Source organism: Amycolatopsis sp. NBC_01307 (genome assembly GCF_035975215.1).
Lineage (GTDB): Bacteria > Actinomycetota > Actinomycetes > Mycobacteriales > Pseudonocardiaceae > Amycolatopsis.
In genome coordinates this window covers 542,941-555,551 of record NZ_CP108403.1, presented here as the reverse complement: position 1 = coordinate 555,551, position 12,611 = coordinate 542,941, and the positions used below count along the sequence as shown (strand labels likewise).

General features: G+C 72.8%; 11 protein-coding genes. 8 read left to right on the top strand and 3 right to left on the bottom strand.

The features are described from left to right. The first annotated feature begins 180 nt into the window (after positions 1 to 180). Together OG439_RS02645 and OG439_RS02640 are read left to right on the top strand one after the other, a co-directional pair. Positions 181 to 897, top strand: a complete 717-nt coding sequence (locus OG439_RS02645) for a response regulator (protein WP_033261886.1) — start codon at positions 181 to 183, stop codon at positions 895 to 897. A gap of 100 nt (positions 898 to 997) precedes the next feature. Further along, positions 998 to 2,221, top strand: a complete 1,224-nt coding sequence (locus tag OG439_RS02640) for an HRDC domain-containing protein (RefSeq protein WP_442792321.1) — start codon at positions 998 to 1,000, stop codon at positions 2,219 to 2,221. A gap of 2 nt (positions 2,222 to 2,223) precedes the next feature. On the opposite strand, the gene OG439_RS02635 is transcribed toward OG439_RS02640, so the two are convergent. The 3 genes from OG439_RS02635 to OG439_RS02625 all read right to left on the bottom strand — a co-directional run bounded on the left by OG439_RS02635 (position 2,224) and on the right by OG439_RS02625 (position 3,635). Beyond that, entirely contained in the window at positions 2,224 to 2,604 is a 381-nt protein-coding gene (locus OG439_RS02635) for a hypothetical protein (RefSeq protein ID WP_326947728.1), read from the bottom strand. A gap of 228 nt (positions 2,605 to 2,832) precedes the next feature. Then, positions 2,833 to 2,976 (bottom strand): hypothetical protein, encoded by a 144-nt coding sequence (locus OG439_RS02630; RefSeq protein WP_326947727.1) that lies wholly within the window; start codon positions 2,974 to 2,976, stop codon positions 2,833 to 2,835. Further along, a complete protein-coding gene (locus OG439_RS02625) occupies positions 2,976 to 3,635 on the bottom strand; it encodes a TetR/AcrR family transcriptional regulator (RefSeq protein ID WP_326947726.1) in 660 nt (219 codons plus the stop codon). The genes OG439_RS02630 and OG439_RS02625 overlap by 1 nt, the downstream gene beginning before the upstream one ends. A 419-nt stretch (positions 3,636 to 4,054) precedes the next feature. Between OG439_RS02625 and OG439_RS02620 the strand changes: the two genes are divergently transcribed. The 6 genes from OG439_RS02620 (at position 4,055) to OG439_RS02595 (ending at position 12,574) form a co-directional block, all read left to right on the top strand. Beyond that, positions 4,055 to 4,888, top strand: a complete 834-nt coding sequence (locus OG439_RS02620) for an urea amidolyase associated protein UAAP1 (RefSeq protein WP_326947725.1) — start codon at positions 4,055 to 4,057, stop codon at positions 4,886 to 4,888. Further along, entirely contained in the window at positions 4,885 to 5,520 is a 636-nt protein-coding gene (locus tag OG439_RS02615) for an urea amidolyase associated protein UAAP2 (protein WP_326947724.1), read from the top strand. Before OG439_RS02620 ends, OG439_RS02615 begins: the two co-directional genes overlap by 4 nt. Further along, positions 5,517 to 9,044, top strand: a complete 3,528-nt coding sequence (uca, locus tag OG439_RS02610) for an urea carboxylase (protein ID WP_326947722.1) — start codon at positions 5,517 to 5,519, stop codon at positions 9,042 to 9,044. Before OG439_RS02615 ends, uca begins: the two co-directional genes overlap by 4 nt. Further along, positions 9,041 to 10,636, top strand: a complete 1,596-nt coding sequence (locus OG439_RS02605; RefSeq protein ID WP_326947721.1) for an allophanate hydrolase — start codon at positions 9,041 to 9,043, stop codon at positions 10,634 to 10,636. The genes uca and OG439_RS02605 overlap by 4 nt, the downstream gene beginning before the upstream one ends. 123 nt (positions 10,637 to 10,759) lie before the next feature. Next, positions 10,760 to 11,896 (top strand): hypothetical protein, encoded by a 1,137-nt coding sequence (locus tag OG439_RS02600; protein WP_326947720.1) that lies wholly within the window; start codon positions 10,760 to 10,762, stop codon positions 11,894 to 11,896. Between the two features lie 60 nt (positions 11,897 to 11,956). Further along, positions 11,957 to 12,574: a DUF998 domain-containing protein gene (locus tag OG439_RS02595; RefSeq protein ID WP_326947719.1), complete on the top strand. Its 618-nt coding sequence runs from the start codon at positions 11,957 to 11,959 to the stop codon at positions 12,572 to 12,574. The last annotated feature ends 37 nt before the right edge of the window (positions 12,575 to 12,611 follow it).

Genomic DNA, 12,611 nt, shown 5'->3' with positions numbered 1-12,611 from the left:
CACGAACTCCCTGAGTGACTGTTCGTTTGAGATAGATACCCATTCGATCCCCCCGCAGCGGCCTCAGGGCGGCTACAGTGCCTTCGACGACACCACTTTCGGTCTAAAGCTGGCGCGGCTGAACGGCCGAAGGTCCCGGTGCCGGTCGGGGGGCACGACCGACTCCAGGGAGGTAGTGACGTGGCTACCGTCGGCATTTCTCAGGCCGTCCGATCCACGCCAGCCGGTGCTTTGCCGGCGAGCATGGTTCCGCACCCGCGGGAAGAGCTTTTTTCCGTGTTGGTGGTCGATGACCACCCGCTGTTGAGGGAGGCAATCGCAGCAAGACTCGCACAGATGGGTGCGGGTACCGTTCACGAAGCCGCCACGGTGGCCGAAGCGAGGGCGCGAGCACAGGCCACAGGGCCCTGTGACCTGGCGATCCTCGATCTCGGACTGCCGGACGGCAGCGGCATCGAACTGGTTACGGAACTTCGTAGCCACGGGTGGCCGCGCGTGGTGGTTCTCGCATCTTCGGACGACCCGTACGCGGTCCGCTCGGCCTTCCAGGCCGGGGCCCAGGCGTACCTGCTGAAGTCCGCGTCGCCGGTCGTAGTGACCGATGGCGTGCGGCGTGTGCTCGAAGGCGGCGTTTACGCCGACCCGAGCGTGGCTCCGGTGCTCGCCACCGGGACCCGCGTCGCCGGCACCGACAACACCCCGCGCGAGCTTTCCGCTCGTGAGGTGGAGGTGCTCCAGCTGGTCGCCGACGGACAGTCCAACAAGGAGATCGGCGAGGAACTTTCCCTCTCCGCCCTCACCGTCAAGTCCCACCTGTCTCGCATCGGGCGCAAGCTCGGCACGGGCGACCGGGCTCAGATGGTTGCGCTGGCCATGCGAGCCGGCGTCATCCGCTGACGGATAGACGAACCTCCCCACGGGGCGGGCGCACCAGGCGCGGTACGCCCGTCCCGTAGGGTCGTCAACCATGGAAAGCGCAGAAGCCGAGGACGCCGGGATGGAGATCGAGTCCGCAGGCGGACCCGTGCTGCTACGCGAGCCCGCCGAGGGCACACCTCCGGTGGTCACCGACCGGGCCGCACTGCTCGAAGCGTGTGCGCGGCTCGCCGCGGGCACCGGGGCCGTCGCCGTCGACACCGAACGCGCGTCCGGCTACCGGTACTGGCCCAAGGCCTATCTCGTCCAGTTGCGGCGTGAGGGTTCCGGCACGGTCCTGATCGACCCGACCGAGCTCGACGACCTCACCCCGCTGAAGAACGTCCTCAACTCCCTGGAGTGGGTGCTGCACGCCGCCTCCCAGGACCTCCCCTGTCTCGCCGAGCTGGACCTGCACCCGGCGGCGCTGTTCGACACCGAACTCGCCGGCCGCCTCGCGGGCTACGAGCGGGTCGCGCTCGGGACGCTCGTCGAGCTGCTGCTCGGTTACACCCTCGAAAAGGGGCACAGCGCGGCCGACTGGTCGAAGCGGCCCCTGCCGGTCGACTGGCTGAACTACGCCGCCCTCGACGTCGAGCTGCTCATCCAGCTGCGCGAAAAGCTGGAAGCGGAGCTGGGCGCCCAGGGCAAGCTGGAGTGGGCGCAGCAGGAGTTCGACGCCGTCCGCACCGCGCCGCCGCCCGCACCGCGGGCCGAGCCGTGGCGCCGGACGTCCGGGGTGCACAAGATCCGCAACCCGCGCGGTCTCGCCGTGGTGCGCGAGCTGTGGCAGGCGCGTGACGAGCTGGCCCGCAAGCGCGACCGCGCGCCGAGCCGGATCCTGCCGGACAGCGCGATCATCAACGCCGTCACGGCCGACCCGAAGACGGTCGAGGAGCTGCAGGCGCTGCCGGTGTTCAGCGGCCGCGTCCAGCGCAAGTACACCGCGAGCTGGCTGCGGCACCTGCAGGCGGCCAAGGCGCTGCCGGCGAGCGAGCTGCCGTCGCCGTCGCAGTCCACCGACGGCCCACCGCCGGTGAACCGCTGGGCGGACAAGGACCCGGACGCCGCGGCCCGGTTGTCGGCGGCCCGCGCGGCCCTGTCGGCGATCGCGGAGGACCGCCGGCTGCCGGTGGAGAACCTGCTGCTGCCGGACCTGGTCCGCCGCACCTGCTGGCGGCCCCCGGCCCAGCTGGACGAGGACACCGTGGCCGACGTCCTGCGCGCGGGCGGAGCCCGCCCGTGGCAGGTCGAGCTGACGGCGTCGGCGCTGAGCAAGGCCCTGCACGCCGCCGCGGCTTCCTGACGCTAGTTCGCCGCCTCGCGGGCCGCGGCCAGAGCATCGGCCATCCTCAGCGTCTTCGGGTGGCCGGGTCCCAGCACCAGCTCGAAGCCTTCGACCGCGTACTCGAACGCGACGACGGCGTCGGCCCACTCCGCGCGCCGGAAGTGCACCCGGGCCACCACGCTCTGGGCCCACAACAGCACCGGGTGGCCGGGCGGGAACGGGCCTGCGGCCAGGACGGCCCGCGCGTAGTGGTCCGCGTCGGCGAGGCGGTCGGTCTCGGCCAGCACCCGGCTCAACAGCAGGCGGGACTCCCACGTGAGCAGCGCGGGCCCGGCCGTGCGCAGCGTCTGTTCCGCGTCGTCGAACCGGCCCAGCTCGGCCTGCGCACGAGCGAGCCACACCCAGCAACTCCGGGTTCCGGTCGAGCAGGGCCCGGTAGGCGTCGATCGCCGCCGCGTACCGGCCGACGCGGTGCAACGTGCTCGCGACTGCGACGCGACACTCGCGGACCACCGGGTGCTCCCGCCCCATCACGTAGGCGAAGGTCGCCTCCAGCCAGGACAACAGCGCCAGCGCTTCGTCGACACGACCGGTCTCCGCACAGCGGTGGGCGATGCCGGACCAGGACATCAGCGTGCTCTGTCGTGGAGTTCGAGCAGCCGTTCCGCGATCTCTCGCCGCAGTTCCAGCGCCTCGATGCTGTCCCGCTTGCGTTTGCGGTCCAGTTTCGCGTGCAGCCACGTGATCTCGCCGCGAAGCCGCTGGACGTCCACTATTCGGTCGGCGTCGCCAGGAGGGCGTGGCCCCGCGTTCGCAGCTCGTCGGTCGGCTCCGGCAGCCCGGCCAGCCGGACGACGCCGTCGGCGCCTTCGCGGGTGTGGGCCTCGACGTCCAGCTCCGGGTCGTCGCGGCGGATCACCGCGATGCTCTCCACCAGGCCGAAAACGAGGTCCGTGCGGACGGCCGCCGGGACGACGCCCGCTGCGGCGAGCAGGTCGCCGTAGGCCGCCTTCAGCTCCGCGCGCTCGGCGCGGAAGCGGGCCAGGTTGGGCGAGCCGACCTCGGGCAGCAGGTACAGCGCGCCCAGGTTGTGCCGGGCGCCGCCGAGCAGGCCGATGTCCGCGTAGGCCAGGGCCCACAGCCGGACGGCCACCGGCGCGTCCCCGGCGACCAGCTGCGCGGCCAGGACCAGCGATGGGCGGACCGTCCCGGCCAGCAGCGCGGCGAGGATGTCCTCCTTCGCCGGGAAGTGGTAGTAGAGCGACGCCTGGCGCAGCCCGGCGCGCTCGGCGATCGCGCGGGTCGTCGTCGCCGCGTAACCGGCTCCGGTGAACAGCTCCCCCGCCGCGTCGAGCACGGCCTGCCGCGCGTCCGGGCGGTTCGCCGCCGCGCCACTCGCCCTGGGTCTGCCGACCCCCGCCCCTTTGACCACGGCGCTGATCCTGCCAGGTCCCCTTCCCGCACCTGATCACCGAGGTGGCGTTACGCCGGGGTGTCATCGTTGACGGCCGGTGGGCCGATCGGTTAACCGAGTCGCAACACCGCGGAGATCGTCACGCCCTGCCGTCACCTTAATTTCTGTCGTACGATCGAAACCATGACACGGGGAGCGTCCATGATCGACGAGCCGACCGGCTCCGGTCGGCCGCGGCGGCCGTCGCCCGCGGCCCGACGATGGTCGTGAACATCGGCCGGCGACGTGCGGAGATCTCCGATCTGTCCGGTTCGGGCGTCCTCGGACGCTCTTGTTCCCGCTAGAGTTCGTCGGCGGCGCGCCCGTGATCGGCGCGGTCTGCCGGCTGCGGCCACGCCCCGCTCCCGCCCTCGAACCGCTACCCGAGAGGACGTCCGATGAGCACGACCGCGACCACCTACGGCGCGCGTGACCACGCCCGCGCCCAGGCGGGCACCGTCGTCGACACGATGCCGTCGATCCCGGCGAGCACGTGGCCGTCACCGCCACCGGGGGTCGCACCCGAGGCGCTGACCTGGGCCGAGACGGTCGCCGGTGGCGGGTACACGCACAAGGTGCTGACCCGCGGCACCCGGCTGCGGCTCACCGACGTCGAGGGCGACGCGTGCGCGCACCTGCTGCTGTTCAACGCCGATCAGCCCTGGGAGCGGCTCAACGTCGCCGACACGGTGAAGGTGCAGTGGAACGCCTACCTCGGCGGGTCCGTGGCGCTGCTGTCGGACCAGGCCCGGGTGCTCGCGACGATCGTCGAGGATTCGAGCGGCCGGCACGACGCGCTGTGCGGGACGTCCACTGTGGACGGCAACACCGAGCACTACGGCGACGGCGCCCCGCAGGGCCCCTCTCCCGCCGGGCTCCCGCTGTTCACGTTGGCCGCGGCGAAGAACGGGCTCGGCCCGCGCGACCTGCCGCCGAGCCTGTCGTTCTTCCAGGGCGTGCGCGTGGGTGCCGCGGGCGAGCTGGAGTTCACCGGCTCCGCGGGCGCCGGGAAGTCCGTCGACCTGCGGATCGAGATCCCGTCGATCGTGCTGCTCGCGAACGTGCCGCACCCGGTCGACCCGCGGCCGGACTACACGGCGACCAAGCTCGAAGTGCTCGCCTGGCGCGATCGGCCGTCCACTCCGGACAGTCCCGAATGGACGCACAGCCCCGAAGCCCAGCGCGCTTTCGAGAACACCGCCGACTACCTGGCCGCGAGGGGGATCGCGTGAGCGCCGCTTACCAGTCCCAGCTGACGCTCACCTTCGACGTCCCGGCGCGGGCGCCGTTCTCCCTCGTGCTGAAGCAGGGACAGGAACTGTCGATCGTCGACCTCGGCGGCAACCAGGCCGTCGACTTCCTGTGCTACGACGCGAACGACACGGCGAAGCGCTACAGCGCCGCGGCGACGATCGCCGCGCAGCGCAACATCTTCCTGACGACTGGCAGCGTGCTGCGCACCCAGGAAGGCGCGCCGCTGCTGACCGTCGTCGCCGACACCTGCGGGCGGCACGACACACTCGGCGGCGCGTGCAGCAAGGAGTCCAACAGCCTGCGCTACGGCCAGCACACCCGGTTCCAGCACGCCTGCGTCGAGAACTTCCTCAGCGAGGGCGCGAAGTGGGGGCTCGGCAAGCGCGACCTCGTCAGCAACGTCAACTGGTACATGAACGTGCCGGTCGAGGCGGACGGCACCCTCGGCATCGTCGACGGGATCTCCGCGCCCGGCCTGGAGGTCCGGCTGCGCGCCGAGACCGACGTCCTGGTGCTGGTGTCGAACTGCCCGCAGATCAACAACCCGTGCAACGGGTTCGACCCGACGCCGGTCCGGCTGGTCGTGACGGCTTCCGGAGGCGGGGTGTGAGACTGCTCGTCGCCAACCGCGGCGAGATCGCGGTCCGGATCCTGCGCAGCGCGAAGGAACTGGGCCTCGAAACCGTCGCGGTGTACTCGGACGCCGACCGCCTGACCCCGCACGTGAGGCTCGCCGACCGGGCCGTCCGGCTCGGCCCGGCGCCCGCGGCGGAGAGCTATCTGCGCTCCGACGCGATCATCGCGGCCGCGCTCGAGACCAGCTGCGACGCCGTCCACCCGGGGTACGGGTTCCTCTCCGAGGACGCGGCGTTCGCGCGGGCCTGCGAGGACGCCGGGCTCGTCTTCGCCGGGCCGTCGCCCGAGCACCTGGAGGTGTTCGGCAGCAAGCACACCGCGCGCGAGGCGGCGATCGCGGCGGGCGTCCCGCTGCTGCCCGGCACCGGCCTGCTGTCCGATGTGGACGAAGCGGTGGCCCACGCGGCGGAGATCGGCTACCCGGTGATGCTCAAGGCGACCGGCGGGGGCGGCGGGATCGGGATGCGCGCGTGCGCCACGCCCGGGGAGCTGCGGCTCGCGTGGGACGGTGTGCGCAGCATCGCGGCCAAGAGCTTCGCCAGTTCCGGGGTGTTCCTGGAACGGCTGGTGCGCCGCGCCCGGCACGTCGAGGTCCAGGTGTTCGGCGACGGTTTCGGCGAGGTCCTCGCGCTGGGCACGCGCGATTGCTCGCTGCAGCGGCGCAACCAGAAGGTCGTCGAGGAGTGCCCGGCGCCGGACCTGCCCGACGCCGTCCGCCGTCGCCTGGTCGACTCGGCCGTCGCGCTGTGTTCGTCCGTGCGGTACCGCTCGGCGGGCACGGTCGAGTACGTCTACGACCCCGAGCACCGCGAGGCGGCGTTCCTCGAGGTCAACACCCGGTTGCAGGTCGAGCACCCGGTCACCGAGGCGGTGTACGGCGTCGACCTGGTCGCCTGGATGCTGCGGCTCGCCCAAGGCGACCGCGCGATGTTCCGGGCCGTGCCGGTGGCGCGCGGGCACGCCGTCGAGGCACGCGTGTACGCCGAGGACCCCAGCGCCGGCCACCGGCCGAGTGCGGGCCTCGTCACGCGGTTCACGCGGCCCGCCGGCGCCCGGGTGGACACCTGGGTCGAGCCGGGCACGACCGTCACCACGCACTACGACCCGTTGCTGGCCAAGGTGATCTGCACCGGCACCGACCGCGCGGACGCCCTGGCGAACCTGCGGACGGCCCTCGAAGAGACGCGCGTCGACGGCGTCGCGACCAACCTCGGGCAGCTGCGAGCCGCGGCCGCCGATCCGGCGTTCGGCACCGCGACGCACGACACGTCCACTTTGGACGACGTCGGGGACACCGAACCGCGGATCGACGTCGTGCGCGGCGGGACCATGACGACCGTGCAGGACTGGCCGGGCCGCACCGGGTACTGGCACGTCGGCGTGCCGCCGAGCGGGCCGATGGACGACCGTTCGCTGCGGCTGGGCAACGTCGCGCTGGGCAACCCCGAGGGCGCGCCCGGCCTGGAGTGCACTGTGGACGGTGTCACGCTGCGGTTCTCGCACGCCACGCAGGTGTGCGTCACCGGCGCGCCGACGACCGTCCTCGTGGACGGCGCCGAGGTTCCCTCGTGGACCCCCGTCGAGGTGCCGGCGGGGGCGACTCTCGACGTCCGGGCGTGCACGGCCGGGCTGCGCAGTTACGTGCTGCTGCGCGGCGGCGTCGACGTGCCGGAGTTCCTCGGCAGCACCGCGACGTTCACCCTGGGCCGCTTCGGCGGGCACGGCGGCCGCGCGCTGGCCGCGGGCGGCGTACTGCAGCTCGGCCCGGTGCCCGCGGATCCCGTCGTCGGGCCGGTGACCGACCGCCCGGGCTTCGCGTCGCACTGGACGATCGGCGCGCTCGAAGGACCGCACGCGGCCCCGGAGTTCTTCACCCCCGACGACGTCGACACGTTCTACACCACGGACTGGCAGGTCCACTTCAACTCGGCGCGCACCGGCGTCCGGCTCGTCGGCCCGCGGCCGAAGTGGGCCCGCGCGGACGGCGGCGAGGCGGGGCTGCACCCGTCGAACATCCACGACACGCCGTACGCGATCGGCGCCGTCGACTACACCGGCGACCTGCCGATCCTGCTCGGCCCGGACGGCCCCAGCCTCGGCGGGTTCGTCTGCCCGGCGACGGTCGCCACCGGCGAGCGGTGGAAGCTCGGGCAGCTGCGCCCCGGCGACACCGTGCGGTTCGTGCCGATCGACGCCGACCACGCGGCGGCCCTGCGCACGCGGTACGCGTCAGTAATCGAGCCGAGCCGGACTGCGCGCCACGACGGCGGTGTCCTCACGCGACTGTCCGCTTCGGACGACGAGCCGGCCGTCACCTACCGGCGCAGCGGCGACGACAACCTGCTCGTCGAGTACGGCGAGATGAAGCTCGACCTGGCGTTGCGGATGCGGGTGCACGCGCTCGCCGAGCGGCTCGCGGCCGAGGGCGTGCCCGGGATCGTCGACCTGACTCCGGGCATCCGGTCGCTGCAGGTGCACGTCGACCCGGACGCGCTGCCGGTCGGCAAGGCGCTCGGCCTGGTGCGCGAGCTGGAACGCGACCTGCCGCCGACGCACGATCTCGTGGTGCCGAGCCGCAGCGTGCGGCTCCCGCTGTCGTGGGACGACCCGGCGACGCGCGAGGCGATCGAGCGGTACATGACGGGCGTGCGCGACGACGCGCCGTGGTGCCCGTGGAACATCGAGTTCATCCGGCGCGTCAACGGACTGTCCAGTGTGGACGACGTCTACCGGACGGTCTTCGACGCCGAGTACCTGGTGCTCGGCCTCGGCGACGTCTACCTGGGCGCGCCGGTCGCGACGCCCTTGGATCCGCGGCACCGGCTGGTCACGACGAAGTACAACCCGGCGCGGACGTGGACGGCGGAGAACTCCGTCGGCATCGGCGGCGCCTACCTGTGCATCTACGGGATGGAGGGGCCGGGCGGGTACCAGTTCGTCGGGCGGACCGTGCAGGTCTGGAACAGCTGGCGTGGCGCGAAAGCGCCGTGGCTGCTGCGGTTCTTCGACCGGATCTCCTGGTACCCCGTGTCGGCCGACGAGCTGCTGGACCTGCGGGCGCGTTCGTCGGCCGGTCAGCTGGAGCTCGACGTCACCGACGGTTCGTTCGCCCTCGCCGGCTACCAGGAGTTCCTGGCCGGCAACGCGTCGAGCATCGCGGACTTCCGGGCGACGCAGGCGGCGGCGTTCGAGGCCGAGCGGCGGGCGTGGGCGGCGGCGGGCGAGTTCGACCCGAAGCCGGAACCGGTGACGCGGCCCTCGGCGCGCGTCGAGGCTCCGCCTGGCGGCCACGTCGTCGAGGCGCCGTTCGCGGCGACCGTGTGGCGGGTGGACGTCTCGGTGGGCCAGCACGTCGAGGACGCGCAGTCGCTGGTGACGCTGGAAGCGATGAAGACGGAGGCGCGGATCCCGGCGCCGGCCGGCGGGAAGGTGGTCGACGTGCTCGTGTCCCCCGGTGACCAGGTGGCGCCCGGCACGCCGTTGGTGGTGCTGGCATGAGCCTGCTGGAACGCGTGCGCGCGGCTTACCGGCGGATCGAGCAGGTCGACCGGCCCGAAATCTGGATCGATCTGCGGCCGGAAGCCGACGTGCTGGCCGAAGCGGCCGCGCTGGAAGAGCGTGGGCTGCCGCTCTACGGGACGCTCGTCGCGGTGAAGGGCAACATCGACGTCGCCGGGCTGCCGACGACGGCGGGATGCCCGGCCTACGCGTACCGGCCGGCCGCGGACGCACCGGTCGTGGCCCGGCTGCGGGCGGCCGGCGCGCTGGTGCTCGGCACGACAAACCTGGACCAGTTCGCGACCGGGCTGGTCGGCACGCGCAGCCCGTACGGCGCGGTCCGCAACGCCGTCGACCCGGCGTACGTCTCGGGCGGGTCCAGCTCGGGGTCGGCGGTGGCAGTGGCGCTGGGAATCGTCGACCTCGCTTTGGGCACCGACACCGCGGGTTCCGGACGGGTACCGGCGGCGTTCAACGGGATCGTCGGCCTCAAGCCGACGCCGGGCCTGCTGCCGACCGAGGGCGTCGTGCCCGCGTGCCGCAGCATCGACTGCGTCTCGCTCTTCGCGCGGACGGTCGAGGAGGCGGCGTTCGCACTGACGTGCCTGGCCGAGCCCGAACAGGTCCACACGGGACGGTTCCGCATCGGCGTGCCCGCGGAACTCGGCCCGCTCGCACCCGGCTGGGCGGAGGCGTTCGCCGCGACGGTGGAGGGCTACGCGGCCGCGGGCGCCGAAGTGACCACTGTGGACATCTCGGCGTTCCTGGACGCGGCGCAGCTCTTGTACGGCGGCGCGTTCGTCGCCGAGCGCTACACGGCGGTCGGCGAGTTCCTGGAGTCGCACCCGGACGACTGCGACCCGGTGGTGCACGGCATCATCACCGGCGCCCGGGACATCCGCGCGCACCGGCTGTTCGCCGACCAGGACACCCTGGCCGGGCTGCGCACCGAAGCCCTGGCCACGCTGGCCGGCGTCGACGCGCTCCTGCTGCCGACGACCACCGAGCACCCCACGCTCGCCGAGGTCGCCGCGGACCCGGTCGCCGTCAACGCGCGCCTCGGCCGGTTCACCAACTCCACCAACCTGTTCGGGCTGTCGGCCTTGGCGGTCCCGGCGGGGACGGTGGCCGGGCGCCCGTTCGGCGTCATGCTGGTCGGCGCTCCGCACGACGACCTGAAGCTGACGGCGCTGGCCTCGCTGCCGGGTGCGCGCGTACCGATCGTCGTGGTCGGCGCGCACCTTCGCGGGCAGCCGCTGAACCACGAGCTGACGTCCCGCGGCGGCCGGTTCGTGTCCGAAGTGGACACGGCGGCTTCGTACCGTCTTTACGCCTTGGACACTGTGCCGCCGAAGCCCGGGCTGGTGCGCGTCCCCGCGGACGGCGTGTCGGTGGCGGCGGAGGTCTGGTCGCTTCCCGTGCGGGGCTTCGGCGAGTTCGTCTCGCGGATCCCGTCGCCGCTGGCCATCGGCAAGGTCGAACTGGCGGACGGCCGCGAGGTGCCGGGCTTCCTGTGCGAACCGTCGGCTACCGAAGGCGCGAAGGACATCTCCGCCACCGGCGGCTGGCTCGCGTACCTGGCGTCGCGATAAATCAGGTGCGCCCCTGCGCACACTGGAGTGGTGAAAGCTCTATCGTGCGGCCATCTCGCACCGGCCGCCGGGGCGCGTGTCTGCGCCCATCTGACCACCGACAACGGACCTGACTGCTTCCGCGTGCTCACGGGCGTCGCGACCCGGTACGACCTGCTGTGCGAGGCGTGCGCCGACCTCGACGCCCCCGAACTGCTCGACGCGTGCGCCGGCTGCTTCGACCGGGCCGAGGCCGACGCGGACCTCGGCTGGCGCGGCACCCCCGGAATCCTCCGGCACGACCGGGACCTCGGCGGTGCCTGGACGACGACGGCCTGCCCGGTCACCCCGCTGAACGACCAGTGCCTCGCGCCCCTGCCGGACGGCTGGCTCGCGCTCACCGCGGAAGGCCTGGTCGGGATCGGCGGCGAACCCCGGCTCATCGGGCCGGTCGACGTGCCGCCGGAACCCCCGCGCGAGTGGGCCGGTCACGTCCGTGGACCGGCGCTGTACACGAGCGGCGACGGCCGGTTCGCCGCCGTGGTCACCGACTACGGCCGATACGGCGCGGTCGTCGACCTCGCTTCCGGCGCGGTGACCCTGGCGCTGGACCGGCAGGACTACCACGCCGACACGACCCGGTTCCCCGTCGCGTTCCTCGACGCCGGCGCCGGCGCGCTGGTCGTCGCGGCCACCGGCTGGAACCGGCTCGACGTCTTCGACGCCGCCACCGGCCGCCTGCTCACCGACCGCGTCACGACCCGTGAAGAGAACCCAGAGCACTACCTCGACTACTTCTTCGGCGCGCTGCGGCCGAGCCCGTCCGGGCGCGTCCTGCTCGTCGACGGCTGGGCCTGGCACCCGGTGGGGGTGCCGCTGGCGCTCGACTGCGAGGCGTGGCTCGCGGGTGAGCGGCACGCGCCCGAACACGGTCGCCTGCTCGCCGACCGCGGCTACTGCTGGAACCGGCCGATGGCCTGGATCGACGAGAACACCGTGGCGCTGCAAGGCATCGGTGAGGACGAGCCGATGCTCGACGGCGTCGAGCTCCGCGACGCCGGGGCCGGCCGCCGGATCGGGATGTTCGCCGGGCCCGCCGGCCAGATGTGGGGTCACCGCGGCCTGCTGTACGTCACCGCCGAGGCCGGGTTCGAGGTCTGGGATCCCGCCGCCGGCGCCCGGATCGGGTTCGCCGCGGGCTTCCGGCCCACCGCGCACCGCGACGGCACCTTCGCCGAGCTGGGTAACGATCGGCTGCGGATCTGGTCGTCCGCTCGGTAACGACCCTCAGACTCCGCCGCCGGTGTGCCGATGAATCACGGACGACTCCCGGAGGCGGCCATGACGACGGCGACCACATCCCCGCAGACCACGCTCGTCCACTCCTACCTCTACCTGCGGCGCGCCATCGGGCTGATCGGGCTCGCGCTGCCGCCCGTCCTGATCCTCGGCAAGCAGCTCGCGGACGGCGGCGGCCTCCTCGGCTCGCTCAGCGGCTACTACTACACCGACGTGGGGAACGTCTTCGTCGGCGCGATGTGCGCGGTCGGGGTGTTCCTGCTCGCCTACTACGGTCACGACCTCGTCGACAACGTCGTGAGCACCGTCGCGGGCCTCGGCGCGATCGGGGTCGGGCTGTTCCCCACCACGCCGGGCGGCGACGTCTCGGGCTGGGACCGGACCGCCGGCGTCCTGCACCTCACGTTCGCCACGGTGTTCTTCCTGAGCCTGGCCTGCTTCTGCCTGCGGCTGTTCCCGCGCGACGGCGAGCACTCCGCACAGCGAGGCACCTTCTACCGCGCCTGCGGCGCCGTGATCCTCGCCTCTCTGGTGCTCATCGTGCTCACCAGCGCCCTCGGCCTCGTCCCGGCGCTGCACCCGGCACTGTGGCTGGAGAGCGTCGCGGTGTGGGCGTTCGGGCTCGCCTGGCTCGTCAAGGGACAGACGATGACCCCGTGAGTGTGCCTTACCCCACTCGACCGGGCCACACCACTGG